This is a genomic window from Leptospira chreensis (genome assembly GCF_016919165.1).
In the GTDB taxonomy this organism is placed as follows: Bacteria; Spirochaetota; Leptospiria; order Leptospirales; family Leptospiraceae; genus Leptospira_A; species Leptospira_A chreensis.
This window is the reverse complement of sequence record NZ_JAFFPS010000031.1, coordinates 112,410-136,947: the sequence shown is the minus strand read 5'-3', so window position 1 is coordinate 136,947 and position 24,538 is coordinate 112,410. Positions and strand designations below refer to the sequence as shown.

Annotated in this window: 32 protein-coding genes; 19 read left to right on the top strand and 13 right to left on the bottom strand. The window is 41.1% G+C overall.

The window, feature by feature from the left end; all coding sequences use genetic code 11:
* Positions 1-3 precede the first annotated feature (3 nt).
* From JWG41_RS10090 to efp, 3 genes are read right to left on the bottom strand one after another with little or no spacing between them, the layout of a single operon-like run.
* Positions 4-750, bottom strand: coding sequence for an SDR family oxidoreductase (locus JWG41_RS10090; RefSeq protein WP_205269798.1), 747 nt, complete (start codon positions 748-750; stop codon positions 4-6).
* Entirely contained in the window at positions 747-1,367 is a 621-nt protein-coding gene (mtnB, locus tag JWG41_RS10085; RefSeq protein ID WP_205269797.1) for a methylthioribulose 1-phosphate dehydratase, read from the bottom strand. The genes JWG41_RS10090 and mtnB overlap by 4 nt, the downstream gene beginning before the upstream one ends.
* 2 nt (positions 1,368-1,369) lie before the next feature.
* The gene (gene efp, locus JWG41_RS10080) at positions 1,370-1,936 is read right to left on the bottom strand and encodes an elongation factor P (RefSeq protein ID WP_205269796.1); all 567 of its coding nucleotides are present in this window, start codon (positions 1,934-1,936) and stop codon (positions 1,370-1,372) included.
* A 68-nt stretch (positions 1,937-2,004) separates the two neighbouring features.
* Between efp and JWG41_RS10075 the strand changes: the two genes are divergently transcribed.
* From JWG41_RS10075 to JWG41_RS10060, 4 genes are all read left to right on the top strand, one after another.
* Positions 2,005-3,069: a KamA family radical SAM protein gene (locus JWG41_RS10075; protein WP_205269795.1), complete on the top strand. Its 1,065-nt coding sequence runs from the start codon at positions 2,005-2,007 to the stop codon at positions 3,067-3,069.
* Complete coding sequence (locus tag JWG41_RS10070; RefSeq protein WP_205269794.1) at positions 3,053-3,607, top strand: hypothetical protein; 555 nt, start codon at positions 3,053-3,055, stop codon at positions 3,605-3,607. Before JWG41_RS10075 ends, JWG41_RS10070 begins: the two co-directional genes overlap by 17 nt.
* An 87-nt stretch (positions 3,608-3,694) precedes the next feature.
* Entirely contained in the window at positions 3,695-3,901 is a 207-nt protein-coding gene (locus JWG41_RS10065) for a hypothetical protein (protein WP_100791940.1), read from the top strand.
* Between the two features lie 3 nt (positions 3,902-3,904).
* On the top strand, positions 3,905-4,690 hold the full coding sequence (locus JWG41_RS10060; protein ID WP_205269793.1) for a hypothetical protein: 786 nt from the start codon (positions 3,905-3,907) through the stop codon (positions 4,688-4,690).
* 11 nt (positions 4,691-4,701) lie between these two features.
* Here the strand turns inward: JWG41_RS10060 and msrB are convergent, their stop codons facing one another.
* Entirely contained in the window at positions 4,702-5,226 is a 525-nt protein-coding gene (gene msrB / locus JWG41_RS10055; protein WP_205269792.1) for a peptide-methionine (R)-S-oxide reductase MsrB, read from the bottom strand.
* Positions 5,227-5,296: 70 nt separating this feature from the next.
* Here msrB and JWG41_RS10050 point away from each other — a divergent pair, with 70 nt between their 5' ends.
* Together JWG41_RS10050 and JWG41_RS10045 are read left to right on the top strand one after the other, a co-directional pair.
* Positions 5,297-6,958, top strand: a complete 1,662-nt coding sequence (locus JWG41_RS10050; protein WP_205269913.1) for a hybrid sensor histidine kinase/response regulator — start codon at positions 5,297-5,299, stop codon at positions 6,956-6,958.
* Positions 6,959-7,017: 59 nt separating this feature from the next.
* Complete coding sequence (locus JWG41_RS10045; protein ID WP_205269791.1) at positions 7,018-8,580, top strand: DEAD/DEAH box helicase; 1,563 nt, start codon at positions 7,018-7,020, stop codon at positions 8,578-8,580.
* On the opposite strand, the gene JWG41_RS10040 is transcribed toward JWG41_RS10045, so the two are convergent.
* The 3 genes from JWG41_RS10040 to JWG41_RS10030 are packed head-to-tail and all read right to left on the bottom strand — an operon-like array spanning position 8,559 to position 11,313.
* Positions 8,559-9,629 carry an SAM-dependent methyltransferase gene (locus tag JWG41_RS10040; RefSeq protein ID WP_205269790.1) on the bottom strand — a complete coding sequence of 357 codons (1,071 nt, stop codon included), beginning with the start codon at positions 9,627-9,629 and terminating at the stop codon, positions 8,559-8,561. The two genes, JWG41_RS10045 and JWG41_RS10040, sit on opposite strands and share 22 nt — an antisense overlap.
* Before the next feature lie 13 nt (positions 9,630-9,642).
* Positions 9,643-10,464 (bottom strand): DUF1295 domain-containing protein, encoded by an 822-nt coding sequence (locus JWG41_RS10035; RefSeq protein ID WP_205269789.1) that lies wholly within the window; start codon positions 10,462-10,464, stop codon positions 9,643-9,645.
* A gap of 39 nt (positions 10,465-10,503) precedes the next feature.
* Positions 10,504-11,313: an SDR family NAD(P)-dependent oxidoreductase gene (locus JWG41_RS10030; protein ID WP_205269788.1), complete on the bottom strand. Its 810-nt coding sequence runs from the start codon at positions 11,311-11,313 to the stop codon at positions 10,504-10,506.
* 91 nt (positions 11,314-11,404) lie between these two features.
* On the opposite strand from JWG41_RS10030, the gene JWG41_RS10025 reads away from it, so the two are divergent.
* Together JWG41_RS10025 and JWG41_RS10020 are read left to right on the top strand one after the other, a co-directional pair.
* Complete coding sequence (locus tag JWG41_RS10025) at positions 11,405-12,427, top strand: zinc-dependent alcohol dehydrogenase family protein (protein WP_205269787.1); 1,023 nt, start codon at positions 11,405-11,407, stop codon at positions 12,425-12,427.
* 466 nt (positions 12,428-12,893) lie between these two features.
* Entirely contained in the window at positions 12,894-14,648 is a 1,755-nt protein-coding gene (locus tag JWG41_RS10020) for an alginate export family protein (protein WP_205269786.1), read from the top strand.
* Positions 14,649-14,762: 114 nt separating this feature from the next.
* Here the strand turns inward: JWG41_RS10020 and JWG41_RS10015 are convergent, their stop codons facing one another.
* Genes JWG41_RS10015 through JWG41_RS10000 form a run of 4 tightly spaced genes read right to left on the bottom strand, consistent with a single transcriptional unit; the run spans position 14,763 to position 17,494 of the window.
* Complete coding sequence (locus JWG41_RS10015; protein WP_205269785.1) at positions 14,763-15,749, bottom strand: BtrH N-terminal domain-containing protein; 987 nt, start codon at positions 15,747-15,749, stop codon at positions 14,763-14,765.
* Positions 15,750-15,760: 11 nt separating this feature from the next.
* Positions 15,761-16,078, bottom strand: coding sequence for a hypothetical protein (locus JWG41_RS10010; RefSeq protein WP_232373910.1), 318 nt, complete (start codon positions 16,076-16,078; stop codon positions 15,761-15,763).
* A gap of 12 nt (positions 16,079-16,090) precedes the next feature.
* Entirely contained in the window at positions 16,091-16,903 is an 813-nt protein-coding gene (locus JWG41_RS10005; RefSeq protein WP_205269784.1) for a ZIP family metal transporter, read from the bottom strand.
* Positions 16,904-17,494, bottom strand: coding sequence for a DUF6935 domain-containing protein (locus tag JWG41_RS10000; protein ID WP_205269783.1), 591 nt, complete (start codon positions 17,492-17,494; stop codon positions 16,904-16,906). It abuts the gene before it with no gap.
* Between the two features lie 230 nt (positions 17,495-17,724).
* On the opposite strand from JWG41_RS10000, the gene JWG41_RS09995 reads away from it, so the two are divergent.
* Complete coding sequence (locus tag JWG41_RS09995; protein ID WP_232373908.1) at positions 17,725-18,516, top strand: hypothetical protein; 792 nt, start codon at positions 17,725-17,727, stop codon at positions 18,514-18,516.
* Between the two features lie 125 nt (positions 18,517-18,641).
* Positions 18,642-19,031, top strand: a complete 390-nt coding sequence (locus JWG41_RS09990) for an LA_2478/LA_2722/LA_4182 family protein (RefSeq protein WP_205269781.1) — start codon at positions 18,642-18,644, stop codon at positions 19,029-19,031.
* A gap of 7 nt (positions 19,032-19,038) precedes the next feature.
* Here the strand turns inward: JWG41_RS09990 and JWG41_RS09985 are convergent, their stop codons facing one another.
* Positions 19,039-20,010, bottom strand: coding sequence for an amino acid--tRNA ligase-related protein (locus JWG41_RS09985; RefSeq protein ID WP_205269780.1), 972 nt, complete (start codon positions 20,008-20,010; stop codon positions 19,039-19,041).
* Between the two features lie 12 nt (positions 20,011-20,022).
* On the opposite strand from JWG41_RS09985, the gene JWG41_RS09980 reads away from it, so the two are divergent.
* Positions 20,023-20,382 carry a hypothetical protein gene (locus tag JWG41_RS09980; protein ID WP_205269779.1) on the top strand — a complete coding sequence of 120 codons (360 nt, stop codon included), beginning with the start codon at positions 20,023-20,025 and terminating at the stop codon, positions 20,380-20,382.
* Here JWG41_RS09980 and JWG41_RS09975 read toward each other — a convergent pair.
* Positions 20,351-20,767, bottom strand: a complete 417-nt coding sequence (locus tag JWG41_RS09975) for a DUF4279 domain-containing protein (RefSeq protein ID WP_205269778.1) — start codon at positions 20,765-20,767, stop codon at positions 20,351-20,353. The genes JWG41_RS09980 and JWG41_RS09975 overlap by 32 nt on opposite strands.
* Positions 20,768-20,825: 58 nt before the next feature.
* Here JWG41_RS09975 and JWG41_RS09970 point away from each other — a divergent pair, with 58 nt between their 5' ends.
* From JWG41_RS09970 to JWG41_RS09935, 8 genes are all read left to right on the top strand, one after another.
* The gene (locus tag JWG41_RS09970) at positions 20,826-21,551 is read left to right on the top strand and encodes a response regulator transcription factor (RefSeq protein WP_002975764.1); all 726 of its coding nucleotides are present in this window, start codon (positions 20,826-20,828) and stop codon (positions 21,549-21,551) included.
* A 9-nt stretch (positions 21,552-21,560) separates the two neighbouring features.
* Positions 21,561-21,845 (top strand): hypothetical protein, encoded by a 285-nt coding sequence (locus tag JWG41_RS09965; RefSeq protein ID WP_205269777.1) that lies wholly within the window; start codon positions 21,561-21,563, stop codon positions 21,843-21,845.
* On the top strand, positions 21,846-22,181 hold the full coding sequence (locus JWG41_RS09960; protein ID WP_205269776.1) for an LBF_4227 family protein: 336 nt from the start codon (positions 21,846-21,848) through the stop codon (positions 22,179-22,181).
* A 4-nt stretch (positions 22,182-22,185) separates the two neighbouring features.
* Positions 22,186-22,431 (top strand): hypothetical protein, encoded by a 246-nt coding sequence (locus JWG41_RS09955; protein ID WP_205269775.1) that lies wholly within the window; start codon positions 22,186-22,188, stop codon positions 22,429-22,431.
* A gap of 219 nt (positions 22,432-22,650) precedes the next feature.
* On the top strand, positions 22,651-22,974 hold the full coding sequence (locus tag JWG41_RS09950) for an ArsR/SmtB family transcription factor (protein WP_205269774.1): 324 nt from the start codon (positions 22,651-22,653) through the stop codon (positions 22,972-22,974).
* A gap of 5 nt (positions 22,975-22,979) precedes the next feature.
* Complete coding sequence (locus JWG41_RS09945; RefSeq protein WP_205269773.1) at positions 22,980-23,447, top strand: SRPBCC family protein; 468 nt, start codon at positions 22,980-22,982, stop codon at positions 23,445-23,447.
* 4 nt (positions 23,448-23,451) lie between these two features.
* On the top strand, positions 23,452-24,048 hold the full coding sequence (locus tag JWG41_RS09940) for a YdeI/OmpD-associated family protein (RefSeq protein WP_205269772.1): 597 nt from the start codon (positions 23,452-23,454) through the stop codon (positions 24,046-24,048).
* A 91-nt stretch (positions 24,049-24,139) separates the two neighbouring features.
* Entirely contained in the window at positions 24,140-24,511 is a 372-nt protein-coding gene (locus tag JWG41_RS09935; RefSeq protein ID WP_205269771.1) for a DoxX family protein, read from the top strand.
* Positions 24,512-24,538: the final 27 nt, after the last annotated feature.

Genomic DNA, 24,538 nt, shown 5'->3' with positions numbered 1-24,538 from the left:
GAACTATAAGATTCCTTTTTTTGGGGTAATGGATAAGTCATCGACAAAGATAGATTTAGGCAAGTGGGAAATACTCCACAAATACTCGGAAATGTCCGAAATTGTAACCATATCATTCTTGTCAAACTGGGGTCTTGTGTCCCAAATTTCTGTAGCGACCGCTCCCAGGCTGATATGCACCACCTTGGTTCCGAAGGGTTTCCACTCTTCCCTAAGTGCCCGCGCAATTCCGAGAACTGCATGTTTGGAAGCACAATAGGCTACGGATTCCGGGAATCCCTGTTTTCCGGCAGTGGATCCCAAAAATACAAAGGTGGAACTGCGAAAGGAAGCTAAAAGGGAAGCAAAAGCTCCAGAAAGTAAAATGAGAGAGTGGACATTCAGATCAAAATGGGATTTCAAATCGGCCGCGCCTAGATCGGCAACTGGCCCAAAGACACCATCCCCCAAAGCAAAGTAAACCACTAGGTCTATATTCTTTAGAGAAAAAAGTGGAGGCAGAGATGAGGTATTGGTTTCGAATCCGTATTTAGAGAATAGCGATGTTCGAAAAGAATTTAGATCGTCTGTGTTTTTGGCATCGAAGACAAAACTTCCGCTTTCTTTGTCCCGGAAGGACTGAAAAGACTCTTCTCCCTTTCTAGAAAATCCAAAAAGAGAAACGGATGCGTCTTCTAAAAAACGTTTGTGAAGCCCTTGTCCAATTCCGGAACCTATTCCAAAAATATACACATGGGTATTCTCTTTCATTTCCGCCTTGCCATCACTTGCAAAAGAAAATGTACCGCTTCCAAATGTTTATTGGCTTCGGCTACCGACTTTCCCCAAACTGTGGGGCCATGGCCTTCGATCAGTAAAAAAGGAACCTGCGGTTTCCCATTGGTTTCAAAGTAACGTTTGATTTCCGAAGCAATGGTCGGGACATGGGTATGATTGTAAAAAACAGGAAAGGTTAGATTTGGTTTTTCGTCCCAAATTCCAAAGGCTTTGATGATTTCTATCGGTGGAAGAGGAAAATCGCGAAAGCCCTCTTCCTTTCCTACACCAAACTCAAGTAAGTTGGAATCTAAGGTATGGACATGGAGAGCTGCACCCGCATTTGGAATCTGAGAATAGACCACCTGATGGATGCTAGTTTCTGCAGAAGGTTTTAAACCATCCCTTGCGGAAACTAAAGACCCGTCGGCGACAGAGACACAAACAAAGTCTTTATCTGTAAGTTCGCCTTTGTGTTTTCCGGAAGCCGTGATCCAAAAGGAATCCCGGTCGCGTGCAGAAAGATTGCCGGCAGTGGCATACATCCACTGCCTTTCATAATAGGTATGGGAAAGTTTGGTGAGTTCTTGTAAGAAAGAATGCGATTCCAAATCTATTTGTTGACTCGCTCCACGTAGGTCAAATCTCTGAGGTCAATTTTTACAGTGTCCCCTTGTTTGATAAAGATGGGAACTTGAACTTCTCCACCAGTTTCAACCGTCACACGTTTGAGGGCAAGACCTGTTGTGTCCCCTTTCAAACCATCTTCGGCATAGGTAACTTCCAACACAGCAAAGTTAGGAGGTGTGACACCAATGGGTTTGTCATTATAAAACGCAACTTCCACAGGTGTTTCTTCTTTCATAAAAGGAAGGATGTCTTCCACATAATCTTTAGAAACAGGGATCTGTTCGTAATCGTTGACATCCATAAAAATGATTTGGTCACCGTCAGCATAACAATACTGCATTTTGCGACGTTCCAAATCCACACTTTCCAATTTTTCTGCAGCTTTGAAGGTTCTTTCAATAGAAGAATCGCGGACAATATTTTTAAGTTTGGTACGGATGAATGCAGAACCCTTTCCTGGGTTCACAAACTCGGTTTTGACGACGGAATAAAGCTCATTGTCAATCTTGAGAATCATTCCTTTTTTTACTTCTGTAATGCCTAAGTTCATAATTTCGTTACTCGTAAACAAAATCCGAGGGACTTGGCCATATGTCAACCGAAGTATGGTCATAAGCGATGACTTGGTCGGATTGGAAATGGCAATTACAAAACCGAATCACTACTCTTAAGGATTTGGAAGAAAAACTGACTCTCACTCCCGAAGAGAGGGAGAGTTTTGCGCCTGCATTAGAAGAATTTAGTTTTGCCGTCACTCCTTACTATTTAGAAAGGATCGACAAAGAAAATCCCAACTGTCCCATCCGCAAACAAATCCTCCCCCGGGCCGGGGAACTGACCAAAAAACCCAATGAAGTAGAAGATCCGCTGGCGGAAGAACGATATATGCCGGTAAAAGGTGTGACTCACCGCTACCCAGACCGAGCCATATGGTATATTTCTCATGTATGCGCAGTGTACTGCCGGTTTTGTACAAGGAAACGAAAGGTATCGGATCCAGAAGAAACTCCGAACCGTAATGAATGGGAAAAGGCTCTCGAATACTTTCGTAATCATACAGAACTCAGAGAGATCATTTTGTCCGGTGGGGATCCACTCACCCTTGCCGATTCGTCCATCGATTACCTTCTGACAGAACTAAAATCCATCCCTCATCTCAACCAAGTGCGGATTCACTCCCGCCACCCCGTCACCATGCCCATGCGACTCACTGAAGACCTATGTGAAATTTTTGCAAAACACTTTCCTATTTATATGGTCACTCATTTCAACCATCCGAATGAAATTTCGGATGAGACAAAAACATATGTTATGCGACTGATCAAAAAAGGTCATGTTTCTATTTTTAACCAATCGGTTTTACTTTCCGGAATCAATGATGACGAAAAAGTTTTATCCGAGCTCAATTACAAATTAATCTCTATCGGGATCAAACCCTATTACCTCCACCAATGTGATGAGGTATTTGGAAGTTCAGATTTTGTTGTACCTATTGAACGAGGGATTGAAATTTATCGCAAACTGCGAGGATTCCATTCAGGAATCACAATCCCCAATTATGTAAAAGACCTCACCGGTGGTGGTGGAAAAGTTCTTCTCTCGCCCGACTATCTACAAAAGAAAACGGAGAACGGATATCTATTCCAAAATTATTTAGGAGATGAATATGAAGTGGGCCATTAAGATTCTCCTGGTTATGATTTTCTCTCTCATTACGGTTTGCCAATCGACAAAGGAAACCAACGTAAGTACTAGTCCAGAGACTCCCCAACCAAATCCAAATGGGGAACCCAAAAAACTTCATCTAACAAAAGAACTACGACTCACCTACCATGCGGTTTGGGTGGCAAAAGAAAATTTTGAACTCCTCAAATCTGGTTCTATTTTTGGAACCGGGAATAGTTATGAAATTCGTTTGGATGCCGAGGGAAAAATCCAATGGATGCGTTTGTCTTCCACCGATAGAGAAAACCAGTCCCAGTTTCCCTACTTCTATAAAGACGAAGTGCAAAATCCCGATGTTTCTTACTTTGTTTGGGGAACGAAAAAATGCAGTGTCCTTGTCTTCCCTTACCGGGATTCCCAACTCTATGCCCGCTGGGAAGGGATTCATAATGGATTTTTACTCGTTTTTGAGACCATCACTCCGAACTCCACCGGTTCCAAGGAACTCGCAAGAGTTCTCCACCAAATGGTCCTCCAATCTCTGGATCTCTACTAGTTCCAGGAAATTTGGGCAAAGCCTGTTTTTTTAGAAAAAAAGATTAGGCAAATAGGGAGTGGCCGTTAGGCTTTGAGGAGAAATTTTATGTGGTTAAAACTCGGTGAATCGGAAGTTATCAATTTGGATTACATTGCCTCCATCAAAAAAAATCCTAACCAACCTTCCATTGAAATCATTTACCAAGATCTCAATAATGTAAAATCTCTTCCTTTTCCGGGCAATGAAGAACGTGATCGTGCCTTCAAAGCCATTTTAGAAAATCTATCCCGAATGAAATTATACTTTGAATAAACAATGGAATTTGAAGCACTAAACCCTAATCTCTATGCACAAGTTTTGGATGAATTAGAACTCATCCCGTCAACAAAACCCTACCAAATTCTTTTTTATGGATCTCGGGAACGTGGGGACTTTCACGAGGAATCCGATCTCAACTTTTATTTGGTGGCACATTCCACAGACCAAATGAAATCCCAGTTCATCGATTCTATTTCACGAGCCTTACAAAAGTTAGAGGACGTGGCTCCTGTCAATATGATCGCAGGAGATGCGGACTCTCTTCGCCACCGGCTCAAAATTTCCGAACCGGGAAGCCTCCAACTGATGGAAGCTTCTTCTGTATTTTTTGGTGAAGGAATCATCGATGATTTGCGTACCGATTGGGACAAATGGAAACAAAGAGAGATTCCCAAATCCGACCTCATCCAATACTTAGAAAAAAGAATTCGTTTCTTCAAACAACAAGTCACAAGAAATACAAAAGATGAAATCTCTCAACTTGAGAGAATCACAACTCTCACTCTGCATATTTGGGCCTTACAAAATATTCACGACCTAACCCATGTAGAACTTTTGAAAATGGATACCCCCGACCAAATGGCGCCTCTTTTTACCAATCTTTATAGAAAGGAAATGGAAGATTCGGTTTGGGAACTTTTAGAATTACAAACCCGCGTTCGGAAACTAAAAGTAGATATCCGTTGGAAACGAGAAGTGTCAAGAGAAGACATCCACGAAACCAAATACAAACTCATCTCACTTCGTAATGATGAAGAGTTTATGATGAACCTTTGGGCGTAAAACCCAAAGGTTTAAAATTCTGCAAGAAAGGATGGATACCCTCTTTCTTTCAATTTTGATTTAGGTATGAATTCCATCGAAGCTGAATTCATACAATAACGTTTGTTCGTTGGTTTTGGCCCATCATCAAACACATGGCCTAAGTGAGAATTGCCAGTTTTCGAACGCACCTCTGTCCGTGTCATTCCATAGGAACGATCTTCGATTTCGATGACATTGGTTTTGACAAGAGGCTTTGTAAAACTAGGCCATCCTGTTCCCGAATCAAATTTATCTTTGGAACTAAACAAAGGTTCTTTCGAAACAATGTCTACATAGATCCCTTCCTCATGATTGTCCCAGTATTCATTTTGGAAAGCAGGTTCTGTTTCATCTTCTTGGGTGACACGGTACTGCAGATCGGTCAATTTTTTTCGTAGTTCGGGATTCTCTGGTTTTTTGGGAGAATGAGAAGAAGTCTCGGAACAAGAAGTTGTCACAAACAAACAAAACACCAAAAGGAAAGAAAACAAAGACAAAATCGTAGTTCGTTTCATAGACTTTAGACTAAAGGAAAACGGAAATTTTGCTTTCCTTTAGGGGAAAATGATTTCGTCTAAACTTCGTATGATCATTGCCCCGGAACCGGAAAATGAGACCGCACGTCTTTCGGCCTTAAAAGCACTTGAGATTCTCGACACTCCTGAAGAGGAAATGTTCGATGAAATCACGAGACTTGCCTCTATGATTTGTAATGTCCCGATCTCCCTTGTGAGTCTCATTGATGAAACAAGGCAATGGTTCAAATCCCACCATGGACTTACCGCACGCGAAACCCCAAGATCCCTTGCTTTTTGCTCCCATGCCATTCTCGGAGATGACCTTTTTGTGGTTCCTAACGCCAAAGAAGATATACGATTCAAAAACAATCCCTTAGTGGATGAAGCACCCAATGTTATTTTTTATGCAGGGATCCCACTTGCCCTGGACGACCAAATCAAACTTGGTACTCTTTGTGTCATCGATAACAAACCAAGAGAACTAAACGCAGAACAACTTCAAATGTTGCGACTCCTTGGAAAACAAACCATTCGGTTGTTACAAATGCGAAAAGCCGCAGAACGATTGGAAATAGAAAAACTTTCCGCAGAAAGAGCCACTGCTGCGAAACGAGATTTTATTGCAGCCATTAGCCATGACATTCGCAATCCTTTAAATTCACTCCTTGGTATGTCTGAGATGATTCGGGAAACAGAATTAAATCCAACGATCATCAGTTATGTGGATCATATTCGTAACGCAGGAGAAGTCATTTTACATTTAGTCAACGACACCATCGAACTCTCTAGGTTAGAAGAAAATGCCAGTGTATTAAAAAACGAATGGTTTGATCTGCACCAATGCCTGCATATCCTTGATTCTTTTTTTACTCAAGAAACCAAACGGAAAAAAATAGAATTCAAACTAAATAACGAAGTCAATAAAAACATATTCTTACATTCCGACAAAAGAAAAATTGAAAAAGTATTTTGGAACCTGACTGCCAATGCAGTCAAATTCACAAACAAAGGTTCTGTCAATTGTTCGGTTTATTTAGAAACCAAGGCAAATGACGAAGGTATTTTGCATATTGAAGTGAGTGATACAGGCCCCGGAATTTCCCCTGAAGTGAAAGATAGACTCTTTCAAAAATACAATCAATTTGTTCCTGAAGGTTGTGGGATCTCCGGTTCGGGCCTTGGTCTTTCGATTGTCAAACTATCACTGGAAGAGATGAGTGGAGAAGTAGAAGTAGAATCCAAGTTAGGTGAAGGATCTTTATTCAAAGTAAAAATCCCTGTCCTTTGGAAATTGGAGGAAGGAAAATTCCAACCAGCCGAGGTCGATGCAAACAACGAATCCCAGCTGCCTACTTTTTCTAGACCACAAAGAGTCCTTCTTGCCGATGACAATGATTTGAACCGAAAAGTCCTAAAAAGTTATCTGAAACCCCTACATTTTGAAATTACCGAAACTAGTAACGGAATCGATACGGAAAGGGAATTGAACCATTCCTCCTTCGATATCGCCTTTTTGGATATCGAAATGCCCGGAAAACATGGAACTGAAATTGCCAAGGGTTTGGCTGGAATTTCCCCCAGACCTGTTCTATTTGCCTGTACAGGCCTTTGTATGCCTGAGGAGAAAAAACATATCTTGGATTCAGGATTTGATTACTTTATGCCCAAACCCTACCTAAAAGAGGAACTCTACGAAAACCTGAAGGAAATCGCGAAGACTCGCCCCTGAGCCAGTCTGGTATTTTTACCTTTCTTTTTTAGGCCGTTTTTTTATTGTATCCTATTTCCATGACTAAGAATGACACCGAAGTTGGAAATGACTTCCAATCCTTCGGATTACGTCCTGAAATACTACAAGGAATCACTGATGCAGGCTTCGAACTACCAAGCCCTATCCAAAAACAAGCGATTCCGCTCGTATTGGAAGGAAAAGATTTAATCGCACAAGCGCAGACCGGTACCGGAAAAACTGCCGCTTACGGACTCCCCTGTTTGAACCGAATTAATGTGAATGATGGCATGCAAGTGCTTGTCCTCACACCAACTCGTGAACTTGCACTGCAAGTATCTGACGAACTGTTTAAATTGGGAAAACATTTAGGAATCAAAACCACCACTATCTATGGCGGCGCTTCCTATTCTAAACAAATTACACAAGTGGCCAAAGGTGCCCAAGTTGCAGTTGCAACTCCAGGAAGACTTCTCGACCTATTGAAAGGAAAGGAACTTAAAAATTTCAAACCTTCAATGGTGATTTTGGATGAAGCAGATGAAATGCTCGATATGGGCTTTATGGATGATATTGAATCCATCTTTAATCTACTGCCAACCAAACGACAAACCTTACTTTTCTCCGCTACTATGCCGGAGCCCATTAAGAAGTTGGCAAGTAAGTACCAAACGCACCCCGCTCATGTAAAAATTGCAGCAACAGAAAAATCTTCTAAGAACATCGAACAAGTGTACTACGTGATCGATGAAGCAGAACGAGAAATTTCTGTAGTTCGAATTTTGGATTATGAAAACCCTTTTAAGGCAATCATCTTCACAAAAACTAAAAAAGAAGCAGATGATCTTAAATCAACACTTAGTTTCAAAGGATATCCTGTTGAAGCTCTTCATGGAGATTTAAACCAAAAACAAAGAGAACAAGTTTTAAAAAGCCTACATGATGGGCGCGTAAAAATCCTTGTAGCAACTGACGTTGCCGCACGTGGTCTTGACGTAAAAGATTTGTCACTCGTGATCAACTACCACCTACCTTTTGATAGCGAAAGTTATACACATAGAATTGGTCGTACAGGTCGTGCCGGAAAATCTGGAAAAGCTGTGACTCTTGTAACCACAAGAGAATCTCGTGCCCTTCTTAGATTGAAAGGAACCTCTGGAACCAATCTTACGATTGCAGCTCTTCCTACGAAAAAAGAAGTTCTTGCAAGAAGAGAAGAAGACTTCCTAAACAAAGTGGTGGAAACTGAGATCCATGCGGATGCAGAAGAAGTATTAGAAAAACTTTTGAAGTTAGATGACAAACGTTCTTTATCTTTGAAACTTCTTTCGAATATGCTCGACCAAACCAAAATTTCTGGCCCGGAAAAAATCGGAAAAACACCTGGGGAATGGAGTGAAACTCCTCCTAGTGGTGGATCTGGTGGAAGACGACGTGAAGGTGGTGGAAGTCGCGGTGGTTACCGTGGCGGAAGATCCAATAGCGAAAGAAGCGAACGTGGCGGGGAACGAAGTGAACGTGGTGGTGAAAGTCGCCGCAGCAGTGCTCCCCCTTCTAAAAAAGAAGGTGGAGTTTATGTGAAGGCTGCTGGGAAAAAAACTCAGCGTTTTCGAAGTAAGTAGTGGCTCACAAACCACTCCTCACCATTTCGATAGTCCCATAACTCGGCACAGGCGAGAAAGAAAACTTTCCAATAAACAAACCATTTGGTTTTTTCTTTTTCGCCGTAAGTACTCGCAAGGATAGGTAATAACTTATCCTTGTTTAGTATCATATTATCATACCAAGCCTCACTCGTTCTCGCATAATGCGTTCCATTCACCACCCAATGATTTTCGATTAAAAAATCCTTTTGGAAGTATAAAAACAAATCATCCGACGGCATCTGTCCCCCGGTAAAAAAATACTTCGCCATAAAGTCTGTTTCATCAATGACTTCGAAAGGGTAAGCAAACTCCTTATGAGTGAAGATATGAACAAAAAACTTTCCATCCGCTACTAAAAACTTCGAGAGTTTTTCAAAGAGTTTCTCATAGTTTTTCATATGTTCTAACATTTCCACAGAAACAATCCGATCGAATTTATCTTTGGTAGTAAATTCGTTCATGTCCTTTGTGATGATGGTGAGGTTTTTTAATCCCCTTTCCTTGGCACGTTTGTCGATAAATTCTTTTTGTGTTTTGGAATTGGATACACCAGTAACTTTCGATTTCGGAAAATGTTCCGCGATGTAGAGGGAGATACTTCCCCAACCACATCCCAAATCCAAAACCTTCATTCCATTTTTGATCTCTGCTCGTTCGACAGTAATCCGAAGCATTTCTTCTTCGGATTCCGCAAAACTCGTATCGAAGGAGGGCCAATACCCAGAAGAATATTTCATCCGAGGGCCCATTACATACGTAAAAAAATCACTTGGTACTTCGTAGTGTTGTTCGTTGGCCGCTTTCGTATGTACGGCGATCGGTGATTTTTTTAACTCATTCACATAATTCATTTTATGTTGGAGCTGGGCTGTGGCGTTTTCTTTCCGTTCTTGTTTGATCCGCAGATTCAAAAGTTGGCGGATGCGAAACCGAATGAGCCAATCCGGAAAAAAATCTTTTTCTAAAAGGGAATTGATACTAAAAGCCGAGCCCTCTTCTTTCGAGGGCGAATCATTAAAATTCATGTTTTATCCTTTATTATTTTTGTTTTGAAAACCAGGGAAAAAAAGCATTGGTGGTCTGTTGGTATTCACGAAACGCATCTCCTTTGGAAAGGAGGGAGTATTTTTCTGCAAAGGGAACACCCGATACAAATCGTAACAACACAAACATAAAAAGAGGGGTGAATAGGGATACAATGGCTTGTGGTGCAGAAAGAATCGGAATGATTCCAATCCCCACCCAAATGATCCATTCAAAAAAATAGTTGGGATGGCGTGAATACTTCCAAAGACCGATATTACAAACCTTACCTTTGTTTGCCGGATCTGCCACAAACCTATGGAGATCCCGGTCAGAAATAGTTTCTCCCACCACTCCCAGAACAAACAAAATCCAACCGAGTAAAACCATTAAATATCCGTTAGGCCCGAGAGCTCCCGAGTTGGGGAATAAATCCCACTGTGCGGCAAAATAAAACGGAAGAGAAAGAAAGAGTGCTAAAAATCCTTGCAGAAGGAAGACATTGGTAAACATCTTCCTATGGACTTTGTCACCGTAGTCTTTTCGAAATCCAGTGTAACGTTTGTCTTCTGGATGGTTTGTACGGATGCGTGTCCAGAAAAGAAAGCCGGATAAACGAAGGGCCCAAATCCAAACAGGAATCAGCACTGCCCATTTTGCAAAAACATTCCCACTCCCGAAATAAACAAGGATGGAAGCGATTCCTGCAATCACAAGCCCCCAGCCCACATCAATGACTGCGTAGTTGTCTCTAGACTTTCCCCAAAACCACATCAGACTCATAAACAAAAATGTAAATATAACAGTCGCTAAATACGAAAACAATAAATTGTCCAAAGGATAGTCCCTCTTTCTATACTTTGGTTTAGACAGGTCTCAGTGCGATTTGAAGTCCGCGTAGAGTTTTTTATAGAGAATTTTTTCTAAAAACTTAGGAGAGAAAAATCGCATCCATTCCAAAAACCGACCGGACAGATTGAATGTTACAAGCCTTGCTTCTTTGTCCTGAGCCACACTCATTAATACATGAGCCACTTCCTGTGCGGTCTTTCGTTTTCCTTTGGCAGGTGCTTCGGAAAGGGTTCCACCTTCGGCATCAAGGCCCGATAAACGAAGGGCAGTGTCTGTATAAGGAACACAAACTAAAGAAACACCGAGACCTTCCTCCCTTGTTTCAATCCGAAGCGATTCGAGAGCCGCATGTAAGGCCGACTTGGAAGCAGAGTAAGCAGCCCGACCCGGTACACCGTATAAAGCAGAGACTGTGGAAGTAGTCACAATATTTCCTTTTGCCGTAAGCAAAAGAGATAGAAGTCCCCTTACCAATTGGATGGGTCCAAAGAAATTGGTGGCAAAGGTTTTACGATACACTTCCATCGAAAGAGAATCGAATCGGCCATGGGCTGTAATCCCTGCATTATTAAACAAAACATCAATTTTCGCAACTTTCTTTTGGATCCACTCGACTGCATCGAGTACTGATGTGGGGTCAGAAAGGTCGCAGGTCACTCGGTGAATGGTCGCACCCAAGTGTTTGTTTTTGGGTTCTTCAATTTCTGCCGCACGTCTTGCTACAAGCACAAGTTCGCAAGGGAAAAGGGCGAGCTCTTCGTACAAAGCTTTCCCAATCCCACTCGAGGCTCCGGTGATCACTACCACCCTATCGTTCCAAAAATCTTTATTCATCACGGCCTTTATCCCCTATTCCCACTCGACAAAGGATAAGGAGACCCGAGGATCTGACGAGTGAATTTTGATTTTAAAATTTAGAGGAATTATGTTAAACAAAGTATGGGAAATTCAAGGATCATTTGGACTAGAAAACCTAAAACAATCCACAAGGGATCTTTCTGAATCGCTAAACCCCAAAGAAGTCCTCGTTCGCCTAACAGCGACTTCACTGAATTATCGAGATTATTTAATGGTGATTGGTACTTACAATCCCCGTCAAAAACTCCCCCTCATTCCTTGTTCCGATGGAGCTGGTGTTGTGGAAGCTGTCGGATCAGAAGTTACTCTTTGGAAAAAAGGAGACCGAGTTCTTCCCATCTTTGCCCAAAAATGGATGGATGGAGCACCCAATATGGACAACCTTCGATCCACTCTCGGCGGGCCAAATGACGGATGTTTGGCGGAGTATGGAAAATTTTCTGAAACCGGCCTGGTTGCCACACCGAGCCACCTAACGGATGCAGAAGCTGCTACCTTAGGTTGTGCCGGCCTAACAGCTTATAATGCTGTCGTCAGTTTTGGCGGGATTGAACCTGGATCGGATGTCGTATGCCTTGGAACCGGTGGTGTGTCTTTATTTGCCCTTCAATTTGCAAAGATGATGGGTGCCCGAGTCATCATCACCTCTTCCAGTGATGAAAAACTGGCCCGTGCTAAAACGCTTGGTGCCGATGAAACCATCAACTATTCCTCAAAAACCAATTGGGAACGAGACATTCGCAAACATACCAAAATGGTGGGAGCCGACCTCATCATCGAAGTCGGTGGTGCTGGCACCATGCCAAAATCAATGATGAGTGTGAAACCCTACGGAACCATTGCTCTTATCGGAGTTCTTGCCGGTGGAGAATCGACTCTTTCTCTCTACCCTATCCTGATGCAAGGTGTAAAAGTCCAAGGAGTGATTGTCGGAAGCCGCGTCGACTTCCAGAAAATGAACCGTGCCATCGAACAAAACAAAATCAAACCCGTTGTGGACAAAGTGTTCGGTTGGAATGAAGTTCCCGAAGCTTTGTTGTATTTACAAACAGGGAAACATTTTGGGAAAGTGGTGGTGAGCTGGGGCTAGATTGTAACGCCTGTTCCGACTGGCGAGCGTAGGCTAGTAAAGATTATCTTTAGTAAGATTGGGGCGCCTCGAATGAGTTAGTAGATCCACATTGGATTCAATAACGACCGCGCTTTACGCTCCAATCTTTCGCTTTCGCGAAAGGATTTCCGCTGCAATCGCTGGCGCAGGGGTAGTATTCTAGTTTTGGCATTTAGAGTAGTGAAATGCATCATCAAAATATGCACACAATACATTCCGTACGTTTCTTACGCAAATCCATTAATTCAAAAACAATTTCACCATCTATCGAACCAATTGTTTAAGATCAAACTATCTTGTATCTTTCACAAGCTCTAACAAAAGATACAATTTGCTTAGTATTTTAAGCATTCTTCATAATTTTTACTACTTTTGATCCAAAGTGTACGATTCTTGCATTTCGGTTTCTTATAGGAGAAGTCCGCAAGGCGCGGTCTTTTAGAAAATGCAGATGCGAAGAATACCAATCACTCTACTCTCTTTATATTTATTCCTTGGTTTTGGACTCTTGGGCCAAACCGCTACGCCGGTCACGGAGGCTCCAAAAGAGCAGAACCTAAATCCAAACACAACTCCCCCACCGACACAGGAGCCACCAAAACCTATGGCAACACCGACATGGTCGGATGGTTTTTCCGCAGGAGCCCTTGTACGATTTCGTCCCGAAATGAAGTATAACTTAGATTTCAATCGAACCACTAATGACAATGTAGATTTTACAGGACAGAAAATTCAATTTTGGGTTCAGAAAGAATTTACCAAAGATGTGATTGCTAAAATCACTTTCCAGGATGCAAGGCTTTGGGGAGCAGAAAAAGGCTCACTCACAGGGCTTGCGACTGCTAATGATGGAACCAGACAAAGCACTGATGTTCGTGAAGCTTATATCGAAGTAAAAAATAACTTCAACCTTCCCTTTCATATCCAGGCTGGCCGTCAAATTTTGCGATACGGTGACGAACGTTTGGTGGGATCTTTGGATTGGACCAATGTAGGTCGAAGTTTTGACGGACTTAGATTGAAATGGGATGATAAATACATCTCTTCCCATATATTCGTAACCTCCGTGAGTGAACGCCACTCTGATATTGCCGGGAACACAACCTCCTTTGGAGTCAAAAACCAATATAGTCCTTATTTAGATTGTCCTTATAACGGAACCAAAGCATGCACTTTAAAACCAGATGCCCAAAGACAAGAGTTAGGTGATTCTTATTTTACAGGATTTTATAATACTTTGAAACCTTCCGATTATTTTCATATTGATTTGTACTACTTAGGTTTACAAAAAGAATATTTGCGGACAAACCAATCTCTCGTTCTCACTACAGGAGAAACAGGAACACCAACATCCCGAGCTGGCAGATGGGACATCTTACACACGTATGGAATCCGTATTACCAACAAAACTCAACCCAATAAAAAAGCCCTTCAGGCGTTTGACTATTCCTTCGAATATGCAGTGCAAACCGGAACTACTGGTAAATCCATCCGTCCAAGTTGGGACAACCAAAGAACCGAAATTACATTAACCGATCCTTTAACCAATGGAACTTATAACCACAACCTTTATGCAGAAAAAGAAAGATACAAAACCTTTGCTTTTGGTGCGGATGTTGGATATACAATCGATAAATTTAGGTTAGGTGTAGCTTACGATATCGGAAGTGGAGATCCCAATAGGACGGATGGATCGATCGCCAGTTTCCAAAACTTGTTTCACACCAACCATTTATTTTATGGGATGGCCGACCAAGTCAGTTGGGTCAATATGAAATCCAAATCAGTAAACGCCACTTACAACTTAGGGACATATGGAAATTTCCGTATCGATTACTTTGCCATCGAAAAACACAAACTCCAAGATAGTTGGTATGATGTCGCAGGAGTTGCCAAAACGGGAGCGAGTACGGAATCAATTTCAAATAACAGTTACGATACAAGCCAAGTCCTAACAGAAAAAGGTGCCGGTGACAATCGCCCAGTTTCTATGCTCGGGAAAAGTTTATTTCGTGAGCTTGATTTCAAATACAATGTCCCTTATAAAAATTTAATTTTAGAATGTGGGTATAGTATGTTATTTGCTGGGGATGCCATCCAAAACCGTGTGAACGATCGCACGATCAACTCCCAAGTATATACCAATCAATTTTCCAAAAATGCACAGTTTGCTTATCTAATGGTGACTGCTCAGTTTTAAATTTGAAAAAACAATTACATTTACCTATCAAAGCAAGGTGCCGAAATCTTTTGGCGCCTCGCAAATTTTAGCTAAATTAAAAATGGATTCCATAACGCGACCGCGCTTTACGCTTCAATCTTTCAATTTTAATAGTCCCGACATCGCCTTATGCTCTAAATCCGAAATTTGATTCAAAAGATTTTTTATCGGAAGCAATCGATGAGCTTCACCCGTCTTACCTAAAGAATCAAATAAGGAAGCAACTTCTGTCCAATGGTCTGCAATCTCTTTGAATTGTTTGTAAGCATTTTGAAAGATCGGATCTTTTGTGATCGAATCAGCTTCTAATAAAAAATCGCGATACAAGTTTCTAAAAATAGCTCCCCCCGTGCCTGCCTTCTCCATCATCATCGCTGTGGTTGTAAAATCTCTTTTAGGATCGGCAGATGAATGAAACCATTTTTCTAAATAGGAGGCGAGTTTTTTGATTCCTTGGAACGAAACATTCGTGATGGGTGGATGCAAATATTCTTCTGCATTCTTTTTTGCCGCGACTCTTACGATCTTTGCGAGGTCTGGTATTTTTTTCCCCGGGCCGATTGTATAAAAAAGATTTTTGGAAGCCATCGGTCCTTTTTCACTTCTTGCCAATTCCAAACTTTTGATTGAAGTTTGGGCCTTGGTTCCTTGTTGTTTGGTATCCACCAAATAGACATTTGATTCATCATAACCGTAAAGGGCTACGTAGTGGCCGGCAAAGTGAAATGGTTTGGAAAAATATTCTAAATAAAATGAATCCAATTTCAAACCTACCGGAGTTCCCCTATCAATTAAATCTCGAACCGACGACCAAGCCTTCGTTTTCGAAGCGGTTTCCTGAATTTCTAATTTCAGATTTAGATTTTTACATATATTTGCCGTTAGTTGGTCAGGTTTTACCCTTCCACCAATAAAAGGAAAATCCATCGACTTCATATTCCAAAAGATAAAACTAAGACCTTCCCCAAGTCCAAATAACATTGGTTCCGAAAAGTCCATCCCAATATGTTTTAAAAGTGTTCCGGTGGCTGTGGTTTCGCAGTGGGCTCCTACAAAAGGAGAAAATTTAGATAGGATCATATTCTAATAAATTACCAACGTAATAATGGTTTGGAATAGGCGACGAGAATATTTCCATTTAATTTTTTCTCAAACTTTTGACAAACATCTAATGCCTTAGGATCTAAATTTGCATATTTGAAAGTTGTACATAACCCTTTCGGTTTTGCGATGGTTCCTTTTTTATAAATAGCTAAAAAAGTATGAAACTGCTCTCCCATTGCTTTGCATTCTTTCTCTAGTCCTTGATCCAAAACCACCAGGTCAGAAAGATCATAAGTATTAAATTCGGAATCAGGAATCCAATCATACAATAAACTTTTGGTAAGAAAAGAATTTGGAGTCATCATCCTTCGAAAACTTCAGCCAAGCCCCACATCCAGAGCCATCATGAGAACAAATCCAAACATGGCACCGAGAGTTGACATTTCCGTTTCTTTGCCTGTATGGGATTCCGGAATCAATTCTTCCACAACGACAAAGATCATAGCACCTGCAGCAAAAGACAATGCAAAGGGCAATAGGCTTTCGACATAAAATACAAGAGCCGCACCAATCAGTCCACCGATCGGTTCCACTAATCCAGAAAGTTGCCCATACCAAAAACTCTTTCGTGCACTAAAACCCTCACGTAACAAAGGAATGGAAACTGCAGCTCCCTCTGGTATATTTTGAATCCCAATCCCGAAAGCAACAACCGCCGCCGCCATCAGAGCTTCATAGGTAAATCCATCACCTAGCGCGCCAAAGGCGACACCTACTGCCAATCCCTCGGGAATATTATGGAGAGTGATGGCAAGAACCAGAAGCAAACTCCTTTGAAAGGAAGACTTCCCTCCTTCCAAATGGTTTTCTTCCAAACCCACATGCAAATGCGGAAGAAGTTTGTGCAAAACATAAAGAGTGAGTCCACCAGACAAAAACCCAAGACTCGAATGGAGCCATGCGGGATGGCCTGCCTTCTCGGAAAGTTCAATGGAGGGCAATAACAAAGACCAAAAACTGGCAGCAATCATAATGCCGGAGGCAAACCCGAGCATCGCATTAAAAACAGGTCTTGGCACAGTTCGAAAGAAAAAAACAAAACCAGCACCAAAGGCCGTACAAAACCAAGTAAACCCTGTTGCCAGAAGAGCCAATGCCACAGGGTGCCAAAACATAATCGAATCTAACATCTATTTGGCTGGCATCATTCCAACAAAAAGGGAACTCATTTCTTTCGATCGCCAAAGACCATCCGAATCTTTTTCCACAGAAACAGGACGGAAACTGGACGCCCCACGAGTCGCGACAAAAAGTTTGATTTTACCTGTAGATTCATCTCCCGAATAGGGATTGGTATAAGTTTCTACGGTTAAGGGTAAACTCGGAGTATACCCGTTAGACGGTTCGGCACCTTTCCAATATCCGTTCGTTAACATTTTATATTTATCCAATTGGCCAAGTAAGAACTGATCCCCGTTACCTAAATCCACTCCCTCCACTGCTGTTGGTTTTGTAGACTTCTGCCTGTTTTTGATAAGAACAGAAAGTGTGATTGTTTTTCTACCAAAGTCTTGGTTTTTCCCATAAAGAGAAATCGCAAGGACAAGGATCGCAGCCCCTCCTTCCGGTGTAGTGGCAAGGGACGATTGTAACGACTTGAATTCTTCAATCGTTGTGGGTTCCGAAGGGATCACTACCGCATTACGAGAAGTTAAATTCTGGGCAAAGATTGGCCCTGTTACGAGAGAAAAACAAAACACTAGTATTGGGACTTTTTTCATAATCTCTGAATGTAGGGAAATTCCTGATATTTATCAATTTATTTTCCGTAGGCTTTTGAAAAAAAAGAAGACACCGAACAATTACCAATAAATATGCGTTAGCAGGCTATAAGCTAACAGAAGGTTAAATGAATAAAAATAATTTTAAAATAATTACAGTCTTCAGTATTTTTATTCTGATTTTTACAATATTTAACTGTGGAGAACCAAAAACAGAAAAAGAATCCGATATGCTCCTCCCTTTACTCGCGCTTACAGCAGGTGGTGGCGGTAAAGGTGTTGATGAAAGATGTTTTTCAGATAATGAATGTGCAACTGGTTTATTCTGTGGAGATGCATATAACTTATATACTCCTTACACATACAATCTTTGTACAGTAGTCCCTTCCATTTCTGGAACAATCACGGGCAATGGATCAGGCCAAAATGCGAATCTCACGAGCGCATCACCTGTGGCAGATTTTTCATTAACCATTACTGCTCCTGGGAGTTATACTTTTCTAGCTTCCGTCGGAGGAATCCCATCTAATACTCCAAAACCAGAAATCAGCGTCTTTCCGGACTCAGGAAAAAATGCAGTATTCATCAAAATACGAAATGCATCGAATAATTATCAAATACGAACCTTTAACTTCACTAATGCAGGTACGTATCGTGTACGTGTGGCAGGTTATTATCTATCTGGCCTTTTTGGTGGTGGCATACGGCTTTTTGGCTCCAAAACAGCAGTAAGTGGCGGTGGTAGTTGTACTCACTCAGCAAGTGGAAGTCGTTGTGATGATTTTGCAGTGAACCATCTTTTTAATGCGTCATACTGTACAACTTCAGTAAGTTCTGGTACATACAGTGCCAACACTTGTGCCACTCAGAATGGTGCAAAGGTTTACCGGGGAGCCTGCACAATGGGTATGGGTCATGGCAACACATATGGAAATGGACTGATCACCCGAAATTATTATGATGCATCCACGGATTCACAAATAAATTCCGAATGTAGCAATAACAACGGAATTCGCTTATAGTTATTATAAATAAGGAAAATTCTATTGTGGATACTCGCTACTTGAGTAGCGGGAAAATCCTGACGCTATTTGCGGTAATTCCATTTTTTTCTTTACCAAATGGTGACGACCTATAAAATTCTTGTATGAAAAAAATTTCCATTTTCTTACTCATACTAGCCCCCCTCCTCATCACCGCACAAACAGTAAAGGACGCTAAAGAATTCCAAGCGTTCTCTAAAAAAATGTGTGCCAAAACTTCTGAATGTATGAAGGAAAAACTGAAAGACCTTCCCGCAGACCAAAGGAAGATGATCGAAGCTCAGTTTGTGAATGGAAATGTCTGTGAAGCACGTTACAAAAACTATGTAGTGGAAGGACAAAAACCGGCAAATGACAAACCTACCAAAAAACTCACCAAAGAAGATTTAGAGAACATGAAAAAATGTGCCAAAGAAATGGCGACTTTCTCTTGTGCGGACTTAGAAGATGGAAAAGTCCCTGAGTCTTGCGAGAAGTTCCAAGAAGAAGACTAATTTTTTTCTAAACTTCCATCCAATACGGGCTAATATCACCTAGCCCGTGTTTACCGGACAACTTCAATAACAACCGGTCCATTCCAATGGATATCCCTGCACAGTCCGGAAATCCATTTTCCAAACACCGAAGGAAGTCTTCATCCATCGGAAAAACTTCTTTTCCTAATTTTGTTCGTAATTCCTGTTCTTCCTTAAATCGTTTTCTTTGTTCTTTTGGATCACTTAGTTCATAGAAGGCATTGGCAAGTTCCAACCCGTCCCAATAGATTTCAAATCGTTTGGCAACCCCTTCCACCACTCGCGCCAGAGCCGCACATTCCGGAGGATAATCGTATAAAAATACAATTCCCTCACCTAATTTCGGTTCTACTAAGTTGAGAAATACCAAAAAGAAAAGGTCTTCATACTGCCAAGTTCCAAGTTCTGCCAAACTGGATGTGGATAGTTTTCGTTTTTCAATTGTCTCGAGCAAATCCGCGCGAGAAAATCCATGTCCCACATTTTTGACAAAGGCCTCTTCCACAGAAAGATGACGGATCCAATCGGGACCGGATGCTTTTTTATGTTCTTCTTCCTTCCCAAAATAGTGGATCAGTTCTCGTAAAAAAGTTTCTATAAAATGACGTAAGGAACTATCATTCATTCCTTTGGCATAGAGCTCTAACATCAGAAACTCTTTGGAATGAAACTCACTTCCCATCTCTCCGGATCTGAAGGTATGAGCCAATTCAAAGATCCGAGTCATCCCTTTTGCCATCATCTGTTTCAAACTGTATTCAGGAGAAGTGATGAGGTATCCTTTTTCACGACCATCGGGAGAGCGAACTTCAAAAGGATCCAAATAGGGCTCCATCCCCACAATGGGTTTTAAGGTAGGGGTATCGACTTCCAAAAATCCATCCCGCCATAAAATCTCACGGACCTTTCGGATCACTTGGGAACGAAAAATGAGTGTATCTTTTGAGAGTGAGACCATACATTACCTCCAATGGCAAAAAAAACAAAATACCTGAATGTGCGCGAAGTTCAGAATGCGTATGAAATTGTCATTTTGTCGAAGAAGGTACATAACGAACTGGAAGAAGAAATGGATTCGGTAATGCATATGTTATTCTTCCAAACTAGATCCCATATCCAAATGGATCTTTCTAACCTTCCCTACCTTCCAATCACTCTTCTCACCAAACTCTTAAACATCGCCCGGGATCTCCGTTTGAAAAAAAGAGTCCTTGTCCTTCTCGGACTCCCCATTTCCAGTTATATGTATCTAAAACGATTTGGCCTCATCCGACTCGTTTTCCCAAGTGAGGCGATCCTTAGGGAATCTCAGAGGCAGCCCAGGGGATAATTTCCAAATTCACTCCCATCTCACCTAACAAAAGCATAGTCCTTTTGTCGAGAACCACACCTTTTGTGAACTCAGACGCAAACTCTACCGAGGCATAGATGGTGGATTCATAACTTTCTGTGAATTCTCTTAAGTCTTTGCGAACAGGTGCTAAGGTTTTAAGCAGATCCCAGATATGATCGAGTAATGGGAATTCCGGTCCAAGCTTCGAATTCAGCTGCCAATGACTCGGAATTGTCATATTTTCGATGTCTTTTACATCCGCACCGTGATAATAGTCCGGTTGGATGCCTAGTTTCTCCGTCACTTCCAGAGGCCGTAGCCTTGGACCTGTGATGGCGAACATCGCCCACGATTTTGCTTCTCTTTGTGTTCCCGATTCCATTTTTTACTTTTTTTTTCTACTACAAGAACCAAATTGAGAAAGAACTCAAGGGAAAAACATGAAAAATATTTTGGTAATTGAGGACGATCCGGATATCGGCAACCTGATCCGGAAATCTCTCGATTCTGCTCACTACACAACCTCCGTTTTTGAAAATGGCGAAGAAGGTTTGAAATTTTACAAGTCCAATCATCCTGATTTAGTGATTCTGGATCTCTCTCTACCGGACATCGATGGTATGGAAATTTGCCGTAGCATCCGAAAGGCCGACGAAAGTACGCCGATTTTTATCCTTTCCGCAAGGACAGAAGAAATCGATCGCATCATGGGACTTGAGTTAGGTGCTGATGATTACATCACAAAACCATTTTCGGTGCGCGAACTAAAAACCCGAGTGGATGTTTTCTTCCGTAGATGGGATAAAAAAATTGGGATCAAACCCAATGTGGGACAAGCCGGAGAAATCATTCGTGGTGCTCTTAAAATTGATTCCATTCGTAGACGAGTCACTCTCAACGAAAACATCATCAATATTTCTAGAAAGGAATTTGACATCTTACAACTATTAGCTGGTTCTCCGGGAAAAGTTTTTTCTCGCGAAATGATTTTGGAATCGGTTTGGGGTGTGGAATGGGATGGATTTGAAAGGATGATCGATAGTCATATCAAACGCATTCGTTCCAAACTAGAAAAAAACTCCGCACAACCAGAATGGATTGAAACCATTTGGGGAATCGGATACAGATTCACTGATAACTTTGAGAACATTGTTGTTCCAGACTAAAGAACTTTTATGGAAGAAGTGAAAAAAGACAAGTCCCTCATCGACGAAATTAAGTTGTATGAGAAAAAAGCCAAAGAAATTGAACAAATAGCCAAGGAGAAATATATGGAACAAGTAAGCGACATCAAACAAAAGTTAGGTAAAGCCAGTGAAGAGGCTTCTATCAAAGCAAAAGAAGTGATTGATACTGTGGGTGCTTATGTAAAAGAACATCCGCAAAAAGCTGCTGTGATTGGATTTGGTGTAGGGCTTGGACTTGGTCTTGCTCTTGGTTGGGTTTTTAAGAAGAAATAATTGGAACATAAAGAATCAAAACATCGTAAAAAAGGCGGGATCAAAGCCGCCTTCGAAGACCTAATCACTAAGACAGTTGCTTATGCAGAAGTGATGGTGGTTTATATCCAGAAGAACCTCCAAGTTTATATTAAAAATTTGGTTCTCTCTTCTGTTTGGGTTTTTACTTCTATTTTCCTTATCTTTTTAGGACTCATTTACATTTCCTATGGAGTGTTTTTAAGTTTTCAAAAATTTCTCTCCGCAGGCGATCCCATCCTTGCGAGTTTCGGAACAGGATTTGGATTTTTGGTTTTTGCCATTTTGTTTTTATCTTTAGTGCTTCGAAAAAAATAACCCGATGAATTTCAACCCCCTAACAGACCACGAACGGTATTTGGACAAAGATCCCAAAGACATGTCTCTGACCGAACTACGAATGTTACTGAAAATCAAACGCATGGACTTACAAATTGGTTGGAATGAATTTGAAGGCAAAATCAAATTTTGGCAACGGGTCGTCAGATCTGTTCGCGAATCGGGAATGGTAGACCAAGTGAGAGAAGGAATCCAAACCTACTTACAAAACAAATCTCCCAAAGAATAAGAATCCTTCTACTCCCACCAATACTTCGTTAGTTGCAAAAAAGAGGGTTACTCCTTAAGCCATCGATTCTCTAACAAATCGAAGGATCTATTGTATGGTTTTCGTGGGGGGCGCCTCGAATCCCTCACCCTCAAAAAAACTAGAAAACAGCCCACCCCGATCCCATAAAATTGTGTTGCCAAATGGCTACATGTATTTTATTAGTCAAATGACTACACAATGGATTTAAGAAGAGACGTATTCCAAGCAATTGCCGATCCCACAAGGAGAGCCATCCTCTTACTTGTGGCCACCCAGTCTATGACAGCGGGAAGTATTGCTTCCCACTTTGACACCAAACGACCCACGGTTTCCAAACATTTACAAATCCTTACGGAATGTGAATTACTCGCCAAAGAACCTAGTGGTCGGGAGATTTATTACCATTTGAATCCAAACAAAATGAAAGAGATCGCCAATTTCATCGCACCCTTCCAGAAACTTTGGGATGATCGGTTCAACAAATTAGAATCTGTGATGAAAAATTACCAAACCAAAGGATAAGGGAAATGGAACTAAAAACAAAAGTTTTTGCCGAGGACGGCAAACAAGAGTTAACGATCGAACGTGAATTTGATTTACCTGTTTCTTTAGTTTTTAAAGCACACACAGAACCTGAGCTCATCGAACAATGGATGGGAAACAAAGTTTTGAAGTTTGAAGCAAAAAATCATGGCGGTTGGATTTATGAAATCAAAAATCCCGAAGGGATGGTTGTCTTTCGTGCCAATGGAGTTTTACATGATTTTGTTGAAAATGAAAGATTCACAAGAACCTTTGAGATGGAAAATACCGGTTTTGCGGTCCAACTTGAATTTTTTGAATTCCAAAAGGTATCGGAAAACAAATCGAAACTCAAAATGCATATCATCTATAAGTCGGCGGAACAAAGAGACCAGGTTCTCAAAATGCCTTTTATCCAAGGAATCAATATGGCTCACAATCGAATGGAAGAAATCTTAAAAGATAAAGGTTAAGTTTATGAAACCAAAAAAAACAATGCCAAATGATCCGAATGCTTTTTTTGAAAAAACCAAAACTTGGAAATCCGAATTCCAAATCCTACGTTCCATTGCATTAGAAACGAAACTAGTAGAAGAAATCAAATGGGGACAACCCTGTTATACATACAATGGTCAAAATGTATTTTTAATTCATGGCTTCAAAGAATACTGTGCCCTATTATTCTTTAAAGGTGCTTTACTCAAAGACCCAAAAAAAATTCTGATCCAACAAAGTAAAAACGTGCAATCAGCAAGACAAATGCGATTTCAAAATCCTTCGGAAATCAAAAAACTAAAATCTACCATTCTATCTTTTATCAAAGAAGCCATACAATTGGAAAAGTCAGGGAAAAAAGTAGTGATGAAAAAGACCTCAGAATATGAGGTTCCTGAAGAATTTTTAAGACATTTAGAATCCAATCCAAAGTTACACACTGCTTTTTTATCTTTAACCCCCGGTAGACAGAGAGGATACCTACTTCACTTTTCTGGGGCCAAACGATCCGAGACAAGAGAAGAGAGAATCAATAAACAAATACCGAATATCTTAATCGGTAAAGGTTTGAACGATTGAGATGTGAGTTAGGAAATTAAACCGATTCGATTGTATCGATTTTACGAACAAAGCGAACAAACTGGAATTATATTTAAATTAGGAGAGATATATGTCAGAAAAAACAAAAAAGATTGCTTATTGGTTCTTCACCCTTTGGTTGTCATTGGGTATGGTATCCACCGCGATTGTACAACTTATGAAACTTCCTGAAGAAGTAGAAAAGATAAACCAATTGGGTTATCCCACTTATTTTCTCACAATCCTTGGGGTTTGGAAACTACTCGGTGTGGTTGCTGTCCTAACACCAAAGTTTGTTTTGTTAAAAGAATGGGCTTATGCTGGATTTTTCTTTGCCATGTCTGGAGCTGCGATTTCGCATATCATCTCAGGCCACGCCATAGGAGAGATTCTTCCTTCCGTCCTTCTTTTGGCGCTCACTGTGATCTCTTGGTACTTACGGCCCGCAAATCGTAGAACGTAAATTCTAACGATTTGCCTCGTAACTGAC